This window comes from Streptomyces sp. NBC_00083 (assembly GCF_026343295.1).
Classification (GTDB): domain Bacteria; phylum Actinomycetota; class Actinomycetes; order Streptomycetales; family Streptomycetaceae; genus Streptomyces.
Genome location: NZ_JAPELY010000001.1, coordinates 1,315,504 through 1,337,843, shown reverse-complemented (window position 1 = coordinate 1,337,843; position 22,340 = coordinate 1,315,504). Strand labels below are relative to the sequence as shown.

General features: G+C 73.1%; 20 protein-coding genes. 13 read left to right on the top strand and 7 right to left on the bottom strand.

Annotation, left to right across the window (positions count from 1 at the left end):
- Positions 1-12 precede the first annotated feature (12 nt).
- Positions 13-3,324 (bottom strand): BTAD domain-containing putative transcriptional regulator, encoded by a 3,312-nt coding sequence (locus tag OOJ98_RS05790; protein ID WP_267053521.1) that lies wholly within the window; start codon positions 3,322-3,324, stop codon positions 13-15.
- A 139-nt stretch (positions 3,325-3,463) separates the two neighbouring features.
- Here OOJ98_RS05790 and OOJ98_RS05785 point away from each other — a divergent pair, with 139 nt between their 5' ends.
- Positions 3,464-4,267, top strand: coding sequence for a site-2 protease family protein (locus OOJ98_RS05785; protein ID WP_267053520.1), 804 nt, complete (start codon positions 3,464-3,466; stop codon positions 4,265-4,267).
- On the opposite strand, the gene OOJ98_RS05780 is transcribed toward OOJ98_RS05785, so the two are convergent.
- Positions 4,251-4,439 carry a hypothetical protein gene (locus tag OOJ98_RS05780; RefSeq protein ID WP_267053519.1) on the bottom strand — a complete coding sequence of 63 codons (189 nt, stop codon included), beginning with the start codon at positions 4,437-4,439 and terminating at the stop codon, positions 4,251-4,253. The two genes, OOJ98_RS05785 and OOJ98_RS05780, sit on opposite strands and share 17 nt — an antisense overlap.
- A 188-nt stretch (positions 4,440-4,627) precedes the next feature.
- Positions 4,628-5,341, bottom strand: coding sequence for an NADPH-dependent F420 reductase (gene npdG, locus OOJ98_RS05775; protein WP_267053518.1), 714 nt, complete (start codon positions 5,339-5,341; stop codon positions 4,628-4,630).
- A gap of 95 nt (positions 5,342-5,436) precedes the next feature.
- Here npdG and OOJ98_RS05770 point away from each other — a divergent pair, with 95 nt between their 5' ends.
- The 3 genes from OOJ98_RS05770 to OOJ98_RS05760 all read left to right on the top strand — a co-directional run bounded on the left by OOJ98_RS05770 (position 5,437) and on the right by OOJ98_RS05760 (position 8,433).
- Positions 5,437-6,036, top strand: coding sequence for a hypothetical protein (locus tag OOJ98_RS05770; protein ID WP_267053517.1), 600 nt, complete (start codon positions 5,437-5,439; stop codon positions 6,034-6,036).
- A 149-nt stretch (positions 6,037-6,185) separates the two neighbouring features.
- Positions 6,186-7,484 (top strand): MFS transporter, encoded by a 1,299-nt coding sequence (locus OOJ98_RS05765; RefSeq protein WP_267053516.1) that lies wholly within the window; start codon positions 6,186-6,188, stop codon positions 7,482-7,484.
- 622 nt (positions 7,485-8,106) lie between these two features.
- On the top strand, positions 8,107-8,433 hold the full coding sequence (locus OOJ98_RS05760) for a MerR family transcriptional regulator (RefSeq protein WP_267053515.1): 327 nt from the start codon (positions 8,107-8,109) through the stop codon (positions 8,431-8,433).
- 112 nt (positions 8,434-8,545) lie between these two features.
- Here OOJ98_RS05760 and OOJ98_RS05755 read toward each other — a convergent pair whose 3' ends face one another.
- Positions 8,546-8,776 carry a hypothetical protein gene (locus tag OOJ98_RS05755; protein WP_267053514.1) on the bottom strand — a complete coding sequence of 77 codons (231 nt, stop codon included), beginning with the start codon at positions 8,774-8,776 and terminating at the stop codon, positions 8,546-8,548.
- A 147-nt stretch (positions 8,777-8,923) separates the two neighbouring features.
- On the opposite strand from OOJ98_RS05755, the gene map reads away from it, so the two are divergent.
- The 6 genes from map (at position 8,924) to OOJ98_RS05725 (ending at position 15,460) form a co-directional block, all read left to right on the top strand.
- A complete protein-coding gene (gene map, locus OOJ98_RS05750) occupies positions 8,924-9,793 on the top strand; it encodes a type I methionyl aminopeptidase (RefSeq protein WP_267053513.1) in 870 nt (289 codons plus the stop codon).
- Positions 9,794-9,959: 166 nt separating this feature from the next.
- A complete protein-coding gene (locus OOJ98_RS05745) occupies positions 9,960-10,610 on the top strand; it encodes a heme oxygenase (biliverdin-producing) (protein ID WP_267055534.1) in 651 nt (216 codons plus the stop codon).
- A gap of 571 nt (positions 10,611-11,181) precedes the next feature.
- Positions 11,182-12,324 carry an iron uptake system protein EfeO gene (gene efeO, locus OOJ98_RS05740; protein ID WP_267053512.1) on the top strand — a complete coding sequence of 381 codons (1,143 nt, stop codon included), beginning with the start codon at positions 11,182-11,184 and terminating at the stop codon, positions 12,322-12,324.
- A gap of 24 nt (positions 12,325-12,348) precedes the next feature.
- On the top strand, positions 12,349-13,611 hold the full coding sequence (gene efeB, locus OOJ98_RS05735) for an iron uptake transporter deferrochelatase/peroxidase subunit (protein ID WP_267053511.1): 1,263 nt from the start codon (positions 12,349-12,351) through the stop codon (positions 13,609-13,611).
- A 9-nt stretch (positions 13,612-13,620) separates the two neighbouring features.
- Positions 13,621-14,595, top strand: coding sequence for an iron uptake transporter permease EfeU (efeU, locus tag OOJ98_RS05730; protein ID WP_267053510.1), 975 nt, complete (start codon positions 13,621-13,623; stop codon positions 14,593-14,595).
- The gene (locus OOJ98_RS05725; RefSeq protein WP_267055533.1) at positions 14,495-15,460 is read left to right on the top strand and encodes a hypothetical protein; all 966 of its coding nucleotides are present in this window, start codon (positions 14,495-14,497) and stop codon (positions 15,458-15,460) included. The genes efeU and OOJ98_RS05725 overlap by 101 nt, the downstream gene beginning before the upstream one ends.
- Positions 15,461-16,029: 569 nt before the next feature.
- On the opposite strand, the gene OOJ98_RS05720 is transcribed toward OOJ98_RS05725, so the two are convergent.
- A complete protein-coding gene (locus tag OOJ98_RS05720; protein WP_267053509.1) occupies positions 16,030-16,767 on the bottom strand; it encodes a bifunctional DNA primase/polymerase in 738 nt (245 codons plus the stop codon).
- A gap of 331 nt (positions 16,768-17,098) precedes the next feature.
- Between OOJ98_RS05720 and ddaH the strand changes: the two genes are divergently transcribed.
- Positions 17,099-17,998: a dimethylargininase gene (ddaH, locus tag OOJ98_RS05715; protein WP_353963735.1), complete on the top strand. Its 900-nt coding sequence runs from the start codon at positions 17,099-17,101 to the stop codon at positions 17,996-17,998.
- Positions 17,999-18,007: 9 nt separating this feature from the next.
- On the opposite strand, the gene OOJ98_RS05710 is transcribed toward ddaH, so the two are convergent.
- Together OOJ98_RS05710 and OOJ98_RS05705 are read right to left on the bottom strand one after the other, a co-directional pair.
- Positions 18,008-19,024 (bottom strand): small ribosomal subunit Rsm22 family protein, encoded by a 1,017-nt coding sequence (locus OOJ98_RS05710; RefSeq protein WP_267053507.1) that lies wholly within the window; start codon positions 19,022-19,024, stop codon positions 18,008-18,010.
- 9 nt (positions 19,025-19,033) lie between these two features.
- The gene (locus tag OOJ98_RS05705; protein WP_267053506.1) at positions 19,034-20,437 is read right to left on the bottom strand and encodes a multidrug effflux MFS transporter; all 1,404 of its coding nucleotides are present in this window, start codon (positions 20,435-20,437) and stop codon (positions 19,034-19,036) included.
- Positions 20,438-20,636: 199 nt separating this feature from the next.
- Here OOJ98_RS05705 and OOJ98_RS05700 point away from each other — a divergent pair, with 199 nt between their 5' ends.
- Complete coding sequence (locus OOJ98_RS05700) at positions 20,637-21,398, top strand: SDR family oxidoreductase (protein WP_267053505.1); 762 nt, start codon at positions 20,637-20,639, stop codon at positions 21,396-21,398.
- A 56-nt stretch (positions 21,399-21,454) separates the two neighbouring features.
- Complete coding sequence (locus OOJ98_RS05695; RefSeq protein ID WP_267053504.1) at positions 21,455-22,333, top strand: PhzF family phenazine biosynthesis protein; 879 nt, start codon at positions 21,455-21,457, stop codon at positions 22,331-22,333.
- The last annotated feature ends 7 nt before the right edge of the window (positions 22,334-22,340 follow it).

The following is a 22,340-nucleotide window of genomic DNA, read 5'->3' as shown; positions in this document are numbered from 1 at the left end:
GCCGGCCGGTCGTCACTTCATGCGATCGCGTCGCACCAGGGCGGTGGCCTCCTCTGCACGGAGGCCGCCGCCCTCGGCGTACCCGGTGGCGTACGCGGCGTCGTCGAGCACGGCGCGCGTGGCCCGTTCCGCGCTGGCCCGCTGCTCGGCCTCGACGGGCGCGGAGAAGTGCCCGTCCGGGAGCAGGGCGTCGTGCGCCCCGATCAGGCGGGCCGCGTCCATGCCGTTGCCGGTGCCGCCGGATCCGGCCAACGCCCAGGCAGCGCTGAGGAGTTGGATGGAGAGCATCTCCGGCGCCACCATCCGCGCGAGCGGCTCGTCGGACCGGTCGAGCGCGGCCAGCGCGTCGCTCAGCGCGTCGTCGTACCGGCCCTGCTCGTTGGCGATCCACGCCCGGACGCCGAGCACGAACCCCTGGAACAGCATGAGCGTGGCGGAGGTCAGGTCCCGCAGCATCACCTCGACCTGTTCGCGCGCCTCGTCGAAGCGGCGGGTGCGGCCCAGCCACACCGACAGGACGAGCCGGGCCGCGAGGCGCGCCTCGACGCCCGAGCGGCGGTCGTCGGCGAGGATCTCGCGCAGCATCGCCTCGCCCCGCTCCTCCTCCCCCGTCTCCAGGAGCACACCCGCGAGCCGCGCCCTGAGCAGCATCACCTGGGCGTGCGCGTCCAGCTGCTCGGCGTACTGCAGGGCGGCCGCGAAGTCCTCGGCGGCCAGGGCGAATTCGCCCCGCTTCTCGCGCGCCTCGCCCCGGGCGGCCAGCGCCTCCGCCGCGCCCCAGGCGTCGCCCAGGCGCCGGAACATCGCGAGGCTCGCGTCGGCGTCGCCGGCCGCGTCGCCCGACCAGGCGGTGCGGTTGGCGAGGACGTTGGCGCGCATCTGGTGGGCCGCGGCCAGCTCCCACTCGTATCCGAGCTCCTCGCAGGCCCGTACGGTCTCGTCGAGGACCCGCTGGAGGAGCTCCTGGTCGCCGGTGAGCACCACGGGGAAGAACCAGAGCGAGCCGGGCATGCGGCAGGTCTGCGGCAGGCCGGGCCGGTAGGCGCCGGCGATCGACCGGATGCGCCGCAGGGCGTCCGGGGAGCTCCACACGTCCGCGTCGTGGTCCATGGAGGCCAGTTGGACCAACTGCACGCCGCGCCGCGCCTCTTCGAGCACGTCGGGCGCCATGGGCGGCGGGGCGTCCGTGCAGCGCGCGTAGACCGGCGGCGCGGGTGTTACGGGCGGCGCGAAGGGGTCGGGGCCGAGGCTCGCCGCCTCCTGCGCCCAGTGCCGCGACTCGGCGCGCAGGTCGCGCATCTGCCAGTACCAGAGCAGGGCGTGCACCAGGCAGAGCGCCTCCTGTTCGTCGCGCAGCGCGACGGAGCGGCGCAGCGCGGTGCGCAGGTTCTCGTATTCGCGCTCCAGGAGGCCGATCGCCGCGCGCTGCCCGGGGCCGCGCAGTTCGCCGTCGGTGCGGCGCGCCAGCTCGCGGTAGTACGTGAGGTGGCGGCGCTCGGCGCGGGCGCGGCCCCCGGCGGTGTCGAGGCGCTCGCCCGCGTACTCGGCGACGGTTTCGAGCAGCCGGTAGCGCATCTGCCCGGTGGCGTCGGGCGCGGCCACCACGAGCGACTTGTCGACGAGCGAGCCGAGCACCTCGGGCACGTCGTGGGCGGCGACCGCGGCGGCCTCACCGGGCGGGCCGTCCTCGGCGCACACCGCCTCGGCCGCCGCCAGGTCGCAGCCGCCCGCGAAGACGGCGAGCCGGCCGAGCACGGCGCGCTCGGAGCCCTCCAGGAGCTCCCACGACCAGTCCACGACGGCCCGCAGGGTCTGCTGGCGGGGCAGCACGGTGCGGCTGCCGCTGGTGAGCAGCCGGAACCGGTCGTCGAGCCGGTCCGCGATCTGTCGCGTCGTCAGCATGCGCAGGCGGGCGGCGGCCAGCTCGATGGCGAGCGGAAGGCCGTCCAGGCGCCGGCAGATCTCGGCCGCGGCCTCCGGATCGTCCTCGACGCGGAAGCCGGGCCGGGCCGCGGCGCCCCGCTCCGCGAGCAGCCGAAGCGCGTAGGGCGCGGCCAGCGGCTCGACCGGGCGCACCAACTCCCCCGGTACGCCCAGGGGTTCACGGCTGGTGGCGAGGACCACCAGCTGCGGGCAGCGGGCCAGGAGGTACTCGGCGAGTTCGGCGGCGGCGCCGATCAGGTGCTCGCAGTTGTCCAGGAGCAGCAGCATGCGGCGCGGCCCGCAGTGCTCGGCGAGCCGCACCAGCGGGTCGCCCGCGTGCCGGTCGGCGGCCCTCAGCTCCTCGGCGCCGGCCGAGTGCAGCACCGTCGTGCGGGCGCCGACGGCGGTGAGCACGGCGGCGGGCACCCCGGCCGGGTCGTCGAGGGGCGCGAGTTCGGCCAGCCACACCCCGTCCGGCCAGCGCTCCGCGGCCCCCTCGGCGACCTCCTGCGAGAGCCGGGTCTTGCCGGCGCCGCCGGGCCCGAGCAGCGTGACGAGCCGGGCGGATCCGAGATCGCCGCGGATGTCCGCGAGTTCGCTCTCGCGCCCGACGAAGGAGGTGAGGCGGGCCCGCAGATTTCCGGGGACCGGGGCCGGCGCGGGCGGCGCGGGCTCGGCGACCGGGTTGAGCAACTCGGCGTGGATGGCGCGCAGTTCGGGCCCGGGGTCGGTGCCGAGCTCATCGGCGAGGACCGCGCGCACGCTCTCGTACGCGGCGAGCGCCTCGGCGGGGCGGCCCGCGGCGCGCAGCGCCCGGATGCGCAGGGCGTTCAGCGGCTCGTCCAGGGGGTGGGTGCCGCACAGGGCGGCGAGTTCGGCGAGCGTCTCGTCGGCGCGGCCGAGCGCGAGTGCGGCGGCGAGCCGGAGCCGGCGGGCGTCGAGCCTGCGGGTCTCGGCGCGGGCGGCACGGGCGCCGGGGTCGGGCAGGTCGGCGAGGGCGGGCCCGGCCCACAGGGCGAGCGCGTCGTCGAGCAGGGTGGCGGCCTTCGCCGCGTCGCCGTCCTCCAGGGCGCGGGCGCCGTCGGCGGTGAGCCGCTCGAAGCGGTGCAGGTCGATGTCGTCCGCCTCGGCGGCGAGCCCGTACCCCCCGCTCTCGGCGGAGAAGACGGCGTCGTGGCCGAGGCCCCTGCGCAGCCGGCCGATCAGCGCCTGGAGCGCGCCGGGCGCGTCGGCGGGCGGCTCGTCACCCCACACCTCGCCGACGAGGACGCCGACGGGGGTGGCCCGGCCGGGCCGCAGCGCGAGCACCGTCAGGAGGGCGCGCAGCCGCGCGCCGCCGAGCGCGACGGGGCTGCCGTCGGGGTGTTGGGCCTGGGTGTTGCCGAGAATCCGGTAGCGCACGCCCCCATTCTCATCGACGCGGCGGGGGCGGACGCCATGGCCCGGGAACTCGGCGGGGTTCCACAGACGTTCGGCCTCCGGCCCCTGTACGGTCGGGCGCGTTCGGTACCACCGTCCCACCAGCACTGGAGCCCCCCGCATGGCCACCGCACCCTCCCGCCCCCACGACCGGCGGATCAGCCCGGTCTTCCTCGGGATCGTGGCCGTCATGGCCGTCTCGGGGTGGGCGGTGTGGACGAGTTACGCGTCCTCGCGCGGCCTGGCCGTGTTCCTGTTCGTCACGTCCGCGTGGGTCGTGTCGCTGTGCCTGCACGAGTACGCGCACGCCCGTACCGCGCTGCACGGAGGGGACATCACGGTCGGCGCGAAGGGCTACCTCACGCTCAACCCGCTGAAGTACACCCACGCGCTGCTCTCGATCGTGCTGCCCGTCATCTTCGTGATCATGGGCGGCATCGGCCTGCCGGGCGGCGCGGTCTTCATCGAGCGCGGGCGCATCAGGGGGCGGTGGCGGCACAGCCTGATCTCGGCGGCGGGCCCGCTCACCAACGTGCTGTTCGCGGTGGTGTGCACGGCCCCGTTCTGGCTGGACGCGCTCGACGGGGTCCCCGCCGACTTCCGTGCCGCGCTCGCCTTCCTCGCCCTGCTCCAGGTCTCCGCTGCGGTCCTGAACTTCCTGCCGGTGCCGGGTCTCGACGGCTACGGGATCATCGAGCCGTGGCTGTCGCACGCGGCGCGGCGCCAGGTCGAGCCGTTCGCCCCGTTCGGCCTGCTGGCGGTGTTCGGGCTGTTGTGGATCCCCGAGATCAACCAGGAGTTCTTCAAGCTGATCTACGCGATCCTCGACGGCCTCGGCGTCTCGGACCTGGCGGCGGCGACCGGGCGCGACCTCTACCAGTTCTGGGGAGACCTGCCGAGCCTCTCGCTCACTCCGCAGGGGTAGCGGCGGCGCGCTCCACGCGGCTGCGCCGCAGGTAGTACCAGCACATGTTGGACGAGAGTCCGACGAGCAGCACCCAGATGATTCCGAGCCAGCTGCCCTGGGCGAAGGAGACCACGGCCGCGGCGACGGCGAGGACACAGACGACGAGGGCGTACAGAGCGAGGCGGGGCATGGAGGTCGGCTCCTGTCGGGTACGGCTGCTGTTCGGCACTGCGGTCGGGCGGTCCCGGCCGTGTGGCCGGGCGGGCTCCGGGGCCCGGTGGCCGGGCGGGACGAAAGGGACGGGCGGGCACGCCCGGTGCCCGCCCGTCCAGTGTCCCCCATCGCCCCCGGCGCCCGGCACCCCGGGCGCGGGCCGGCTCAGACGTCGGTGACGCGCAGCCCCGCGTGCGCCTTGTAGCGGCGGTTGACCGAGATCAGGTTGGCGACGAGCGACTCGACCTGGTGGGCGTTGCGCAGCCGTCCCGCGAAGACGCCGCGCATGCCCGGGATGCGGGCGGCGAGCGCCTGCACGAGGTCGGTGTCGGCGCGGGCCTCGCCGAGGACCATCACATCGGTGTCGATCTCCTCGACCGAGGCGTCCTGGAGCAGCACCGCCGACAGGTGGTGGAAGGCCGCGGTCACCCGCGAATCCGGCAGCAGCGCGGCGGCCTGCTGGGCGGCGCTGCCCTCGTCGGGCTTGAGGGCGTACGCACCCTGCTTGTCGAAGCCGAGCGGGTTGACGCAGTCGACGACGAGCTTGCCGACGAGCTCCTCGCGCAGCGATTCGAGCGTCTTGGCGTGGCCGTCCCAGGGCACCGCCACGATCACGATGTCGCTGCGCCGCGCGCACTCGGCGTTGTCGGCGCCCTCGACGCCGAGCCCGAGTTCTCCGGCGGCCGTCGCCGCGCGTTCCGCGGCCCGCGAGCCGATGATCACCTTCTGGCCGGCCCGCGCGAGCCGGTAGGCCAGGCCCCGGCCCTGATCGCCCGTGCCGCCGAGCACGCCGACGACGAGACCGGACACGTCCGGCAGCTCCCAGGGGTCCTTCGCGGCGGGCTTCGCGCCGTTGCCGGCGTTGTCAGTGGAAGTCATGGGCCGACCCTACTCGCCCGTAGCCGGGGGGTTCGTTCGGATGACGAAGCCGCGTTCCGGCCCGCGGGCGCGCCGGATGCGGCAGGCTGCCGGGCATGGATGCCGTACGGGTCGCCCTGCTGCGGGAAGTGCTCGCCGGGACGGAGTGGCTGCGGGCCACCCGCCGCTTCGCCGGCGTGCTCCGCTCCTCCGTCGTGCCGCACGGCGGGCTGCTCCTCGTCGGCACCGAGTCGTACGAGCCGTGGCACTTCGCCGCCCATCTCACCGACGAGGCCGCCTGGTCGGGGCTGCCGGAGCTGAGCCCCACGCTGGTCCGCCACCGCACCGAGCCGGGCGGGCCGCCGCACCTGTCGGTCGGGCTCGGTCGCCTGGAGGCGGCGCGGCGCGGCGAGACGCTCCTGGTGGTGGCGCCCGAGCGGCCCGCCGAGGGCCTCCTCGAGCGGGTCCACGACGCGCGCCGGGCGGGTGCGACGGTGCTCGCCCTGGAGGGCGGCGACCGCGAGGTGCGGGGCCTGGTCCACGAGTGCCTGACGGTGACCGCGGAGGCGGAGCTGGACCTCGACACCGTGCAGCATCTGGTCAGCGCCGCCGCCGGCGAGAACACCCTGCCTCCGCAGCGCGGCCCGCGCCGCTTCCGCGACCGCCTGGGCCGGCTGGCCGACCAGCTGACGGCGCCACCCCCGGGACGCTGGTGACGACGCACGGCGGGTGAGGGGCGGCGGGGGCCGCGTGTCCGCGAGGGCCGGCGGGGGCGGGCCGCACGCCGGTGAGGGCGCGGCGGGCGGCGGCCACGGGCCGGTAATTCGTTTGCCTGCGGGACCGCGGGCCCGGAACATGGCCGCTCGTGCCTGACGAACCCCCCGCATCCCGACTGCGCTCGATCCTGCCCGACCTCGCCCCCTGGCGGTCCTCCGCCGACTTCCGGCTGCTCTGGGTGCAGGGCATGATCACCAACTTCGGCAGCTTCATGGCGATGGTCGCGCTGCCGCTGCAGATCAAGGAGCTGACCGACTCGCCGCTGGCGGTGGGCGCGATGGGCGCGGTGGAGCTGGTCCCGCTGGTCGTCTTCGGGCTGTACGGCGGCGCGCTCGCCGACGCCGTGGACCGCCGCAAGGTCATCCTCGCCACCGAGGCCGGCCTCGGCCTGCTCGCGCTGGTCCTGCTGGTCAACGCGCTGCTCCCGAACCCCCTGCTGTGGCCGCTGTACGTGGTCGCGGCGGGCGTCTCCGCGCTCGCGGGTCTGCAACGCCCGGCGCTCGACTCGCTGATGGCCCGGATCGTGCCGCACGACCAGCTGACGGCGGCGGCCGCGCTCAACGCGCTGCGCTGGCAGCTCGGGGCGATCGCGGGACCGTCCCTCGCGGGCCTGGTCGTGGCCTACGCCGGCACGGCCACGGCGTACGCGACGACGATCGGCACCTTCACCGTGTCGGTGGTGATGTGCGCCCGGCTCACCCCGGCGCCGCCCGCCCACGACGCCCAGAAGCCCTCGCTGCGCGGCATCGCGGAGGGCGCCCGTTACGCGTGGTCGCGCCCGGTGCTGCTGGGGACCTACGCGGTCGACCTGGCCGCGATGTTCTTCGCCTTCCCCAACGCGATCTTCCCGTTCCTCGCCGACAGCCTGGACGCCACGTGGGCGCTCGGCCTCATGTACGCGGCGGGCTCGGCCGGTTCGGTGCTGCTCAGCCTCACCAGCGGCTGGACCTCGCGGGTGCGCAGGCACGGCCTGTTCGTGGTGGTCGGGGCGGTGGTGTGGGGCGCGGCGATGGCCGGCGCGGGCCTCTTCGGCAACGTATGGCTGGTGCTCGCGTGCCTCGCGGTGGCGGGCGCCGGCGACATGCTGAGCGGGCTCGGCCGCTCCACCATCTGGAACCAGACGATCCCGGAGGAGCTGCGGGGCCGCCTCGCCGGGATAGAGGTGCTCTCCTACAGCGTCGGCCCGCAGCTCGGACAGGTCCGGGCCGGCGCGATGGCCGGCTGGACCGGGACGCGGACCGCGGTGTGGGCGGGCGGGGTGGCCTGCGTGGCGGCGGTCGGGCTGCTGGCCGCCGCCCTGCCCAGGCTGATCACCTACGACGCGGCCACCGACGAGGACGCGGCACGCCGCCGCGCCGCCAAGCAGCCCACCACCACGGCGGTCTAGGCCCTCTCGGCGCCGCACTCGGACTCCAGCGCATGGGCCCTTCCGGGGCAGCCAGGGCACCCTCATGTTCGAAACGGACTGTCTCGTCGTCGAACGCCAGAAAATCTATGGCGGCCGTAGTAGACATTGAGGATTCCCGTGACTATGGTTTCTTTCGTAGCCGAGATCAAGAAAGCCCGGCAGAGACGAACTGCCGGGCAGCGGTTCAGCAAGTGCAGTACGCAGTGCGGTGCGGTGGTGGAGTTTCGAAGCCAGAAGCGGTTGCAGGACGGCGACGGGGCTGACCACCGGACCGGGTGGCCCGCGGTCGTCAGGGGCCGCCACCAGCAGTACCGGCAGTACGCAGCAAGTGATCGGTTTGTCAGAGGGAAGAACGGAGGAGCAACGCCATCAGGATCGCCCGGACGTGTGAAGTGAGTCCGGGTACCGCAGGACATCGCGATAGTGAGGTGGTCTCCGGTCAAGCAACTGCGATCCCCGCATCCCCGACGCCCAATGGGTCGGGTCGGCGGAAACAGAGAGTCGGCGCAGGATCAGGGCCGGCAGATGGTGTAACCGTTCCTTCGGGGCTCTGGTGCCATGGGCACCAGAGCCCCTCAACGTGTTTCACGGAGAGGTGCAAATGACAGCAGACGATTTCAACGGCCGTCTCGACGACGACGACTATCCCGCCTACACCATGGGCAGGGCCGCCGAAATGCTCGGCACCACGCAGGGCTTCCTGCGCGCCATCGGCGAGGCCCGCCTCATCACCCCGCTGCGCTCCGCGGGCGGCCACCGCCGCTATTCGCGCTACCAGCTGCGCATCGCCGCCCGCGCCCGCGAACTCGTCGACCAGGGCACTCCCATCGAGGCCGCCTGCCGGATCGTCATCCTCGAGGACCAGCTCGAAGAGGCACAGCGCATCAACGCCGAGTACCGCCGCGCCACCGAGTCGATGAACCCGTAGCCCGACGCCGCGCCCCCGCAGACCGGCCCCGGGGCAGGCCTGCACCCCGGCGCGGCACGCACCCCCGCCCCAGGTCCACCTCGACGACCGGGGCGGGAGCGGCCGGGCGCGCTCAGTCGGTGCCGTCCTGCGGCGCCGACTTGTCGTGCCACTTGGGGTCGTTCTCCCACTCCAGGTTCCGCTCCTGCGCGCTCTGCATCGCGTGCTCGGCCTCGTCACGGCTCTGGTACGGGCCGAAGCGGTCCTTGGCGGGGCACTCCGGGCCCTCCTCGACCTTGTGGTGGGTCAGGCAGTAGTACCACTCGCCGGGCTTGCCGACGGTGCGCCTCTTGAACAAAGCCATGGATGCCTCTTCCTGGGACGGTGGCCCGTGCCGGCCGGTCCGGTACCGGGCGGCCCGGCGCCGGGGCGTGGGACCTAGGTGCCGGTACCCACCGGCCCGGGACCTCAAAGCCATGCTGCCCCACAGCCGCTGGATAGACTCGCCGGCATGTCTGGCCAGCCGAAGTCGCAGTCCCTGCTCGTGCCCGGGGAGATCTCTCCGGCCCGTCCCGTCCCGGGCGCCATCCGGCGTCCCGAGTACGTCGGGAAGCCCCTGCCCACGCCGTACACCGGCCCCGAAGTGCAGACCCCCGAAACCATCGAGCTGATGCGGACCGCGGGCCGGATCGCGGCGCAGGCGATGGAGGAGGCGGCCAAGCACATCGCGCCGGGGGTGACCACGGACGAGCTCGACCGGGTCGCCCACGAGTTCATGTGCGACCACGGCGCCTACCCCTCCACCCTGGGCTACCGCGGCTTCCCCAAGTCGCTGTGCTCCTCCGTGAACGAGGTCATCTGCCACGGCATCCCCGACTCGACCGTCCTGAAGGACGGCGACATCGTGAACCTGGACGTCACCGCGTACATCGGCGGGGTGCACGGCGACAACAACGCCACCTACTTCTGCGGCGACGTCGACGAGGAGTCCCGGCTGCTCGTCGAGCGCACCCGCGAGTCCCTCAACCGCGCGATCAAGGCGGTCCTGCCCGGCCGGCAGATCAACATCATCGGCCGCGTCATCGAGTCGTACGCCAAGCGCTTCGGCTACGGCGTCGTACGGGACTTCACGGGCCACGGGATCAGCACGGCGTTCCACTCCGGTCTGATCGTGCCGCACTACGACGCCCCGCACGCCACGACGGTGATCAAGCCGGGCATGACCTTCACGATCGAGCCCATGCTGACGCTCGGCACCCACGAGTACGACATGTGGGAGGACGGCTGGACGGTCGTCACCAAGGACCGCAGGCGGACGGCCCAGTTCGAGCACACCCTGGTGGTCACGGAGACCGGCACGGAGATCCTCACGCTGCCCTAGCGCCGGGCGGGCCCGTACTTTTCCCGCACGTGTCGTGCCGTGGCCGAGCGGGTACCTTTTTACCGACAGGACGTCGGGAACCCATTGACTTAGGTCACCCTAACCTGGGACGATCCGGTTGGTTCCCGCACCCCTCGGTCCCCGGAGGCCCGCCTTGACCACGCCCGTGACCACGCCGTTCTCCACGGTGATCCGCACCGCGTCACACGAGCAGCACACGGAGGCGGAGACCTCGTCGTTCATGGGAGATCTGCTGGGCGGCCGGCTCGGCGTCGACGCCTACGCCCGCTACACCGAGCAGCTCTGGTTCGTGTACCGGGCCCTGGAGGAGGGCGCGTCGGCGCTCGCCGGGGATCCGGTGGCGGGGCCCTTCATCCAGCCGGAGCTGATGCGCACGGCCGCGCTGGAGCGGGATCTGGCGCATCTGCGCGGCGCGGACTGGCGCCGTACGGCCACCCCGCTGCCCTCGACGGCCGCGTACGCCGAGCGGGTCGCCGAGTGCGCCCGGCGGTGGCCGGCCGGGTATGTGGCCCACCACTACACCCGCTACCTCGGCGACCTGTCGGGCGGCCAGATCATCCGCGACAAGGCGGAGCGCACGTGGGGGTTTGCCCGCAAGGGCGACGGCGTACGGTTCTACGTCTTCGAGGCGATCGGCAATCCGGCGGCGTTCAAGCGGGGTTATCGCGAGCGGCTCGACGCGTTGGGGGTGGACGAGCTGGAGAAGCGGCGGGTCGTCGACGAGTGCAAGCGCGCTTTCGCTTTGAACACGGCTGTGTTCAGGGAGCTGGGCGCGGAGTTCCCCCTCAGCGCGTAGCGCTCCGCGGGGGTGGGAGGATTCTGCGGCGCCGCCCCGCCCCAGGGCGCGAACCCACCGGCTTTCGCCTGCGAACCGTGCGCGGCTGCTCGCGCAGTTCCCCGCGCCCCTGGGTGGGCCGACCTTGCCAGGGCGCCCAGTTGAGGCACCCTCAGCCCGGCCGACCGCCCTTGGCAGAGTGCCCCGTTGAGGTCACCTCAGCCCGTCCGGCGATTGAGGACGAGCGCCTTTCGGGCGCGACACGGGGTCTGGGGCGGAGCCCCAGGGAGCTCGGCTGCGGACCGTGGTCACGTCTCGCGCAGTTCCCCGCGCCCCTGGCGGGGTTGGCCTTGCCAGGGCGCCCAGTTGCGGCACCCTCAGCCCGTCCGGCGATTGAGGACGAGCGCCCTTCAGGCGCGAACGGGGTCCGGGGCGGAGCCCCAGGGAGCTCGGCTGCGTCGACGCGGGACGTGACCGTGTCGTTACCGGTGAGAGGTGAATCACGCACCCAGTGGGTATCGGTCAGGTAAGGCTCGGTTAAGTTAGGTCCGCCTCAGTCGACCTGTCGACCCTGAACCAGCGTGGAGCCCGCATGCGACCCGTCCGTACCTCCGTAGTCACCGCCGCCGCCGCGGTGGCCGCCCTGACCGCCGTCACGGGATGCGCCGACAAGAGCGACGCCAAGGCCGACGGGTCGGGCGCCGTCCAGGTGACCGCCACCGACACCTCCTGCAAGCTCTCGAAGACCGACTTCGCGGCCGGGCACGTGAAGTTCGACATCGAGAACAAGGGCTCCAAGGTCACCGAGGTCTACCTCCTCTTCCCCGACGACCGCATCGTCGCCGAGCGCGAGAACATAGGCCCCGGCCTCAAGCAGCAGCTCACCGCCGAGGTGAAGGCCGGCTCGTACGAGGTCGCCTGCAAGCCCGGCATGAAGGGCGACGGCATCCGCCAGAAGGTCACCGTCACCGGCGGCACCGAGGCCAAGCGCAACCCGCAGCTGGACACGGCCGTGGCCGAGTACCGCAAGTACGCGCAGGAGCAAGCCGACGAGACGCTGCCCAAGGTGAAGGTCTTCACCGACGCGGTGCGGGCCGGCGACGTGGACGCGGCCAAGAAGGCGTTCGCCCCCTCCCGCCTCGGCTGGGAGCGCACCGAGCCCGTCGCGGAGTCCTTCGGTGACATCGACCCGAAGACCGACACCCGCGAGGACGCCCTGGAGAAGGGCCAGAAGTGGACCGGCTGGCACCGCCTCGAGAAGTCCCTCTGGGCCGACGGCAAGATCGGTGACGACGAGAAGGGCCTCGCCACCGAGCTCGACAAGGACCTGACCGACTGGCAGAAGCGGGTCGGCACCGCCGAGATCACCCCGACCTCGATGGCCAACGGCGCCAAGGAACTCCTCGACGAGGTCGCCACCCGGAAGATCACCGGTGAGGAGGACCGCTACAGCCACACCGACCTGTCCGACTTCAAGGCCAACGTCGAGGGCGCGCAGAAGGCGTACGAGCTGCTCAAGCCGGTCGCCGCGAAGAACGACGCGACCCTCACCACCGAGCTGGACAAGCAGTTCGCATCGCTGAACACCCTCCTCGACAAGTACCGCACGGACCCGGCCTCCTACGATTTCACTTCGTACGACAAGGTGAGCGAAGGTGACCGCAAGCAGCTTTCCGACGCCGTGAACGCGCTCGCCGAGCCGCTCTCGAAGCTCGCCGCAGCCGTCACGAAGTAACACCACAGCCAGGAGGAGACCGTCATGAGCGACACGACCGAGCCCACGGGGACCGGCAGGTCCCCCTCACGCCGGGCGCTGCTCGGCTGGGGCGGAGCGGGGCTCGCGCTGGGCGCGGCCGCCGCCGGTGGCACGGTCGCCGTCGTGAACGGCGGCGGGAGCGACGCGGTGCCGGCGGCGGACACCGGGGCGGCGGTGCCGTTCCGCGGCGACCACCAGGCCGGCATAGCCACCGCCGTCCAGGACCGGCTGCACTTCGCGTCGTTCGACGTGACGACGAAGGACCGCGCCGAGCTGATCCAGCTGCTCAAGGACTGGACGGCGGCCGCCGCCGCGATGACCGAGGGCAAGCCGGTCGGTGCGGGCGCCTACGGCGGTCTCGCCGAGGCGCCGCCGGACGACACGGGTGAGGCGCTCGGCCTCAAGCCGTGCCGGCTGACCCTGACCCTCGGCGTCGGCCCCTCCCTCTTCGCCAAGGACCGCTTCGGCCTCGAAGCCAAGCGGCCCGAGGCGCTCGTCGACATCGAGCAGTTCCCCGGCGACAACCTCGACCCGGCGCGCAGCGGCGGCGACCTGTGCGTGCAGGCCTGCGCCGACGACCCGCAGGTCGCGGTGCACGCCATCCGCAACCTGGCCCGCATCGGCATGGGCAAGGTCGCCATCCGCTGGTCGCAGCTCGGCTTCGGCAAGACGTCCTCGACGACGCCGGACGCGCAGACCCCGCGCAACATGATGGGCTTCAAGGACGGCACCCGGAACGTGTCGGGCACCGACACCAAGGCGCTCGACGAGCACGTCTGGGTCGGCGCGAAGGACGGCACCGACTGGATGACCGGCGGCTCCTACCTGGTGGCCCGGCGCATCCGGATGCACATCGAGACCTGGGACCGCACCTCGCTCCAGGAGCAGGAGGACGTCTTCGGCCGCGACAAGGGCGAGGGCGCCCCGGTCGGCAAGGCCAAGGAGCGCGACGAGCCGTTCCTGAAGGCGATGAAGCCGACCGCGCACGTGCGCCTCGCGCACCCCGACTCCAACGACGGCGTACGGATCCTGCGCCGCGGCTACTCCTTCACGGACGGCACGGACGGCCTCGGCCGCCTCGACGCGGGCCTGTTCTTCCTGGCCTACCAGCGAGACGTCCGCAAGGGCTTCCTGCCGCTCCAGCGCTCCCTGGCCCGCCATGACGCGCTCAACGAATACATCCAGCACGTGGGTTCGGCGATTTTCGCGGTCCCGCCGGGCGTCCGCGACAAGGACGACTGGTGGGGCCGGGGACTCTTCGGCTGAGAGGAAGACATGTTCGCCAACTATCTGATCGGCCTGCGCGAGGGACTCGAAGCGAGTCTCGTCGTGTGCATCCTGGTCGCCTACCTGGTCAAGACCGGCCGCAGGGACGCCCTGAAGCCGGTGTGGTCCGGCATCGCGGTCGCCGTGATCGTCGCGTTCGGCTTCGGCGCCGGGCTCGAATTCGGCTCGCAGGAGATGACGTTCAAGGCGCAGGAGGCGCTCGGCGGTTCGCTGTCGATCATCGCCGTCGGCCTGGTCACCTGGATGGTCTTCTGGATGCGGCGCACCGCGCGGCACCTGAAGAGCGAGCTCCAGGGCAAGCTCGACTCGGCGCTCCTGATGGGCACCGGCGCGCTGGTGGCGACCGCGTTCCTCGCGGTCGGCCGTGAGGGCCTGGAGACCGCGCTCTTCGTGTGGACGTCGGTGCACGCGGCGGGTTCCGAGAACGGCACGGTCCAGCCGATGGCGGGCGCACTGCTCGGTCTGGCCACCGCGGTCTTCCTCGGCTGGCTGTTCTACCGCGGCGCCCTCAAGATCAACCTGGCGAAGTTCTTCACGTGGACCGGCGGCATGCTGGTGGTCGTCGCGGCGGGCGTCCTCGCGTACGGGGTGCACGACCTCCAGGAGGCCGACTTCATCCCCGGCATCAACTCCCTTGCCTTCGACATCAGTTCGACGATCCCGCCGGACAGCTGGTACGGCACGCTCCTCAAGGGCGTCCTCAACTTCCAGCCCGACCCGACCGTCCTCCAGGCCGTCGTCTGGGCCCTGTACCTGATCCCCACGCTCGCCCTGTTCTTCGCCCCGGTAGGGTTCCGGAAGTCCGTGGGGGCTGCGAAGACCGAGGGGCAGAAGGCGGTTCATGAGCAGGGTGAGTCGGCTGATGGCGGGGCTCGCGACGGCGACCGTACTGACGGTGACCGCGAGCGGCTGCGTGACGGTGCACGGGGAGCGGGAAGTCGTACCGTCGGCGACGAGGGCTGAGGCCGCCCAGGCGCTCACCGATTTCACCGACGCCTACAACCGGGCCAACAAGGCCTACGACCCGGCCCTCGACGCGGGCCGGGTCACCGGCGCGTTCGGCGCCACCACGCAGGCCGGGTTCGCCGCCCGCCATGTGACGAGCCCGGCGGGCAACGCCCAGTACAGCCCGCTGGCGCTGGGCGACACGGCGTACACGATCCCCCGACAGGCCGGCTGGCCGCGCTGGTTCGTCGCCGACACCGACTCCAACCGCGACCGGGACGACAAGGGGCCGGGCGACACGCGCTGGCTGCTGCTCTTCATACGCGGCGGGCCCGACGACGTGTGGAAGCTGGGCTACCTCTCGGTCATGGGCGCCGGTGAGGTGCCCGCGTTCAAGAAGGACAAGGGCGGCTGGGCGGAGCCGGTGCGGCCCGACGACACGTCGCTCGCGGTCGCACCGGAGGAGCTCAGTGCGGATTACGCGTCCTACCTCCAGGGCGGCAAGCCCCCCGTGTTCGCGGCCGGCGAGCACACCAGTGGCTGGCGGGACGCGCGCCGCAAGGACGCGGTGCGGTCGGGGAGGGTCAGCCAGTTCGTGGACCAGCCGCTCTCCGAAGGGGACTTCGCCCCCTTCGCCCTGCGTCTCGCCGACGGCCGGGCCCTGGTCTTCTTCACGGCCCGGCACTTCGAGCGCCAGACCGTGGCGCAGGGGGTCCGCCTGGACATCACCCCCGACGAGAAGGCCCTCCTGACGGGCCGGGCCACGTCGTCCCTGACGAGGGAGTGGATCTCGAACGAGCTGGCGGTTGTTCCGGCGGCGGGGGCGGGAAGCGTGGTCGTGGCCAACCGGGTTCAGGGCCTGGTGGGGGTACGCGGAGAGTAGCCCCACCCGCGCCCCTGGGTGGCTGCCCTTGGCAGGGTGCCGGACGTCGGCATCCCTCGCCCCTCGCAGGGTGTCTGGTCGCGACATCTTCAGCCCGTCATGGGGGTCCCCCCCTAGCCCTTAAGGCCTTGGGGGAGTTTGAGGACGAGCGCGCTTCAGCCTGTCCGGCGTTTGAGGACGAGCGCCCTTCAGGCGCGAACGGGGTCTGGGGCGGAGCCCCAGGAGCCTGGACCTCAGCCCCCTCTTCCCGCCCCCGGAGGGTTTCGGGAAGGGGCGGGGTGGGGTGACTCCCGGGGCCTGGGGCGGAGCTCCAGCAACCCCGCTTTCGTCTGCGGACCGTGCCCGCGTCTCGCGCAGTTCCCCGCGCCCCTAAAGACGTAGGGCACCCGGAGCCGCAGCCCGCCGCTCGCGCCCACCGCGGCGGAGCCGCGCAAAAGACACAGCCCCGCGCCCCTGTAGGGCACCCGGCACCGCGGCGGAGCCGCGCAAACGGCACAGCCCCGCGCCCCTGAAGACGTAGGGCACCCGGCACACGCATGCCCGCCGGGTGGGAGCTCGGGCGGGGGGTGTCAGCGGCCCAGGGGCCAGGCTGCGGCGTGGGGGCCGGCTTCGCCGGCGTAGCGGGCGCACGCGTCCGTGAGGGCCTCAAGCACGGTGAGCGGATCCGGAAGCGGATGCTCCGGCCCCCGTACCCACGCCACGGACAGCTCTCCCGGCAACCGCGCCGGAGGCACGAGCGCATAGCTCCCCCGGCAGTGCCACCGCAGCCCCGGATGCTCGTCCATCGTCTCGGGATGGCAGTCGAGCTCGCAGGGCCACCACTCGTCCTCGTCCTCGGGCGTGCCCCGCGTCGCGGTGAAGAACAGCATCCGCCCGTGGTCGCCCTCCCCCGCCGCCTCGGCGACCGGGCCGACGTCGATGCCCTCGGAGAGCAGCCGCGCCAGCGCCTCGCGCCCCGCGTCGAGCGGTACGTCGAGCACGTCGTGGACCATGCCGGTCGCGGTGATGAAGTTGGCCTCGGGCTGGCCGAGCGCCCAGCGCTCGATCTGGGCGCGGTCGGTCGTCGACTGCGTCTGCCAGGCGAAGGAGACGGGATGGCGGGCGGGGGTGGGACACCCGACGCGGTCGCAGGAACACCGGAAGCCGACGGGGTGCGCGGCGGGAGCGAGCGGCAGACCCGCGGCGGCGACGGCGAGCAGCAGATCGAGCCGGCCCTGGTCCGCGCCCGGAACGTCCTTGGGCCGCCTGCGCAGCCAGCGGGACAGTTTGCTCTCCTCGCCGCGGGAACGGCCGAACTCGGCGCCCATCTATCCCCTCACCTCACGGTCGACCCCAAGGGACTCGCGTCCACGCTGAACATCGTCCCACCATCCTGCTCCCCGGGTGACCGCACCGGACATCCGGGGGGTGTGACATGGCCCGCCCATGACCGGCGGGCGGCCTGCGCATGACCGGCGCCGGGCCATCGCGCACCGGGGCCCGCACGTGTGAGCTACGGCACAACGCGCGTACCGCCGGGGCCGGAGGTACGGCTGAGGCGTACGGCGACGCACGTGCCATCGACGTACGGGTGAACCGCACGGGCCGGGTGAAAAACACCCGGACGGTGCACTGCGCGGAGGCCCGCCACGGCGGACCATGGGTCGCACGCGGCCACACGTCCGTGCGGCCCAAGTCGCCCGTGAGGAGCCCTCATTGCCTCCTGCAGCCCGTGACCTCAGTACCCCGAGAACCGCCCGACCCCGGCGCTATCTGATGTGCCCACCGGCACACTTCAAGGTCACGTACTCCATCAACCCGTGGATGGACCCCGACAAGCCCGTCGACCTGCCGCTGGCTCTGGCCCAGTGGGAGGACCTGCGCGACCGGTACCGCGCGCTCGGGCACACCGTCGAGCTGCTCGACCCGCGCCCCGACCTGCCCGACATGGTCTTCGCCGCCAACGGCGCGACCGTGATCGACGGCCGGGTGCTCGGCGCCCGCTTCGCCCATGCCGAACGGGCGGCGGAGGCCGAGGCCCACCGCGACTGGTTCCGCGCGCACGGCTTCACCACCGTCCACGAACCGGCCCACATCAACGAGGGCGAGGGCGACTTCGCGGTCACCGACTCCTACGTCCTCGCGGGGCGCGGCTTCCGCTCCAGTCCGCTCTCGCACGACGAGGCGCAGGAGTTCTTCGGGCGCCCGGTCATCGGCCTGGATCTGGTGGATCCGCGCTACTACCACCTGGACACGGCCCTGTGCGTCCTCGACGACACGGCCGACGAGATCATGTACTACCCGCCGGCCTTCTCCCCCGGCAGCCGGGCCGTCCTCTCCAGGCTCTTCCCGCACGCCCTGATCGCCGAGGAGCCGGACGCGGCGGCCCTCGGGCTCAACGCGGTGAGCGACGGCCGCAACGTCCTGCTCCCCCAGGGCGCCGTCGGCCTCTACGACCCGCTGCGCGCACGGGGCTACGAGCCGATCGGCATGGACCTGGGCGAACTGCTCAAGGGCGGCGGCAGCGTGAAGTGCTGCACGCAGGAACTGCGTACCTGACCGGTCCCGCTAGGCGGAGTCAGCGGGGTGGGGCGGCCACGCGTCGCCCCACTCCGCGTTCCGGGCCCCGCGGTACAGCGGGCCGTGCCGCTTGCTGACCGTCTCGCGGCGCAGCTGCTCGTCCGGCAGGCACAGGTCGAGCAGCACCTGCCCCTTGCGGATCTGGGGGCGCCGCACGATCCGCGCGCCGGCGGGCGCCGGGGCGAACCGGGTGGCGGCGACGTAGCTGAACTTCTCGTCCTCGTACGCCAGCGAGCCGCCCTTGACCTGGCGGTGCAGCGAGGAGCGGGAGACGCGGGCCGAGAAGTGGCACCAGTCGGTGCCGGGCTCGATGGGGCAGGCGGCGCTGTGCGGGCAGGGCGCGGCGATGTGGAATCCGGCCGCGACGAGCCGGTCGCGCGCCTCGATGATCCGGGTGTAGCCGTCGGGGGTGCCCGGCTCCACGATGAGGACCGCGCCGGTGGCGGCGCCGGCCGCCGCGTCGACCAGGGTGCGCCGGTCGTCGGGGGTGAGTTCGTTCAGGACGTACGAGACGGTGACGAGCTCGGCGCTGTCCAGGGTGAGGGCGGAGCCGATGCGGGCGCGCTCCCAGCGGGCCGCGCGCAGCCCCGGCAGCCCGGAGGCCTCGGCGAGTTCCCGGCCGACGGCGAGGGCGGGCTCCGCCCAGTCGAGGACGGTGGTGGCGACGGGCGACGGGGCGTCGTGCCACGCCTCGGCGACCGCCCAGCTCGCGGAGCCGGTGCCGCCGCCGATGTCGGTGTGGGTGGCGGGCGTCCAGGCCCCGGCCGCGTCCCGGAAAGCGTCGAGGGCGGAGCGTACGGCCTCGAAGGTGGCGGGCATCCGGTACGCGGCGTACGCGGCGACGTCGGAGCGGTCGCGCAGCACCGGGGCGTGGGTGGGGACGGTGCCGCGGTAGTGGCTGATCAGCCGGTCGACGGCGCCCGCGGTCCCCGAGGGCGGCAGCCCGTCGAGGAGTCCGGCCAGGGCCGAGCGCAGGACGTCCGGGATGGGAAGGGAGTGGTTCACCGGGCGAGTCTACTTTTGCGGCGCCGTGTCCCGGCCCGGCGCCGTGAGCGGCTGGTGCCCGCGCTGCCAGGGGCGGCACAGGAGCAGGAAGCAGAGCAGCGCGCCGACGGCCGCGGCGAGCTGTACGACCGCCATCGGCACGGCGGTGGCGTCGCCCGCGATGCCGACGAGCGGGGAGGCCACGGCGCCGACGAGGAAGGAGGACGTGCCGAGCAGGGCGGAGGCGGAACCGGCGGCGTTCGGGGTGCGCATCAGGGCCTGGGCGTTGGTGTTCGGCATGGCGAGGCCCATCGCCGACATCAGCACGAACAGGCCGGCCGCGATCGGCGCGAGGCCCACGTGGCCGAAGACGCCGGACGTCATGAGGAGCAGGGCGGCGGCCGCCAGGGTGATCACGGCGAGGCCGAAGCCGAGCGCCTTGTCGAGGCTGACGCGGCCGATGAGGAGCTTGCCGTTGATCTGGCCGACGACGACGAGGCCGACGGAGTTCAGGCCGAACAGGAGCGAGAAGGTCTGCGGGGAGGCGCCGTAGATCTCCTGCACGACGAAGGGCGAGGCCGATATGTAGGCGAACAGCGCGGCGAAGGCGAGCCCGCCCGCCAGCATGTAGCCGGTGAAGACGCGGTCCTTGAGCAGCCCGCCCATGGTGCGCAGCGCCTCGCCCACGCCGCCGGAGTGGCGGCGCTCGGCCGGCAGCGTCTCGTGCAGCCACTTGAAGACGACGGCGGTGAGGACGGCGCCGATGACGGTCAGGACGGCGAAGACGCCCCGCCAGTCGGTCAGCCGCAGCACCTGTCCGCCGATCAGCGGGGCGACCACGGGGGCGACGCCGGAGATGAGCATCAGGGTGGAGAAGAACCGGGCCATCTCGACGCCGTCGTAGAGGTCGCGCACCACGGCGCGGGCGATGACGATGCCCGCGGCACCGGCCAGTCCCTGCAACAGGCGGAAGGCGATGAGGAGTTCGACGTCGGGCGCGAAGGCGCAGACCGCGGTGGCCAGGACGTACACGACCATGCCGATGAGGAGCGGGCGCCGCCGTCCCCACTTGTCGCTCATGGGCCCGACGACGAGCTGGCCGAGCGCCATGCCGGCGAGGCAGGCGGTGAGGGTGAGCTGGACGGTCGCGGCGGGAGAGCGGAGCGCGTCGGTGACCTCGGGCAGGGCGGGCAGGTACATGTCCATGGAGAGCGGCGGGAGCGCGGTGAGTCCGCCGAGGACGAGGGTGACGAGGAGGCTGGTGCGGCGTATCGCGGCGCCGGCCACGGGGACCTTGCCGGCCGCACCGGTCCCGTCGGCCGCACGGCTGTCGTGGGCCGCACCGCTGTCGTCGACGGCACGGCTGTCGTCGACGGCCGCGTCGGCCGTGGTCGGTATGGGGCCCTGGCTGTCCTGGCCGCCGCGCTCCGCCATCGTTCTCTCTCCTTGAAAGTTGAAACGAATCACCATGGTCGCAGCCCGCTCGCGATGGCGGGACCACCCGGGCCCCGGCGAAGGGGAGGGACGGGTCACATCCGCCGGACGGGGTCGTGCGCGCGGCGGGCCGGCGCGCCGCTCCCACATCGCGGACGCGCGGTCTCACGGAACAGCCCCTCCCGTACGCTCCGGGCCCATGGACATCACCTCGCAGAAGTCTGCCGTCGTGACCGGGGCCGGGTCCGGCATCGGCCGCTCCGTGGCGCTCGCGCTGGCCGGCGCGGGCTGGTCGGTGGCGCTCGCCGGCCGCCGCGCCGAGGCACTGGAGGAGACCGCCGCACTGGCCGGGCCCGACGCCCGCGTCCTGAGCGTACGCACGGACGTGACCTCGCCGGACGACGTGAACGCGCTGTTCTCGGCGGCGCTCGCGGCGCACGGCCGGGTGGACCTGCTCTTCAACAACGCGGGCACGTTCGGGCCCGGCGGAGTGCCCGTCACGGAGCTGTCCTACGAGGCGTGGCGCTCGGTCGTCGACGTGAACCTGAACGGCTCCTTCCTCTGCGCCCAGGCGGCCTTCCGCGCGATGAAGGAGCAGACGCCCCAGGGCGGCCGGATCATCAACAACGGCTCGATCTCGGCACACGCGCCCCGCCCGGACTCGGTGGCGTACACGGCGACCAAGCACGCGATGACCGGCCTCACCAAGTCGCTGTCCCTGGACGGGCGTCCGTACCGGATCGCCGTCGGGCAGATCGACATCGGCAACGCGGCGACCGAGATGACGCAGCGCATGCAGACCGGGATCCCGCAGGCCAACGGGGAGCTGGCGGTGGAGCCGGTGATGGACGCGCAGGACGTGGCGCGCACGGTCCTGCACATGGCGGAGCTGCCGCTGGAGGCGAACATCCAGTTCGCGACGGTCCTGGCCACGGCGATGCCGTACATCGGGCGCGGCTGAGCCCGCACCGCCGGGGTGGCCGGAATACCCCCGCCCGTGCGGAAGTTGGTCCGGTCATGACCAATGACGCGCACCCCGACATCCTCCGCTACACCGCCTTCGCGAGCGACCCCGCCGGGGGCAATCCGGCCGGGGTCGTCCTGGACGCCTCCGGGCTCGACGACGCCGCGATGCTGGCGATCGCCGCGGAGCTCGGCTACAGCGAGTCGGCGTTCCTGACGGCGCCGCCGGAGGGGCTCGGGGAGCCGGGGCGCGCCTTCACGCTGCGGTTCTTCAGCCCGAAGGCCGAGGTGCCGTTCTGCGGGCACGCCACCGTGGCGACGGCGATCGCGCTCGGCGAGCGGGTCGGCACGGGCGGACTGACGTTCGCGACGCCGGCGGGCACGGTGCCGGTGACCGTCGCCGAGGACCAGGCGACCGGCCGCCTGCGCGCCACGCTGACCAGCGTCGAGCCGCACTCCGAGCCCGTCGGGGAGGAGGACCTCGCCGAGGCGCTGGCCGCCCTCGACTGGCCGGCCGAGGACCTCGATCCCGCGATCGCACCCGGGATCGCGTTCGCGGGCGCCCGCCATCTCGTGCTCGGCGCGGCCACCCGCGAGCGCCTCGCGGACCTGGCGTACGACTTCGACCGGCTGACGGCGCTGATGCACCGGCTCGACCTGACCACCGTCCAACTGGTGTGGCGCGCCTCGGACTCGGTGTTCCACGTCCGCGACCCGTTCCCGGTCGGCGGGGTCGTGGAGGACCCGGCCACGGGTGCGGCGGCGGCCGCGTTCGGGGCGTACGCGCGTGAACTGGGCCTGGTCGGCGAGGAGTCGGTGCTGACCCTGTACCAGGGCGAGGACCTGGGCCGCCCCGGCGAGCTCACGGTGACGCTGCACTCCGGGGACGCGCGGGTGCGGGTCAGCGGGGTGGGCTCGCGCATCGAGGCGTGAGCGACGG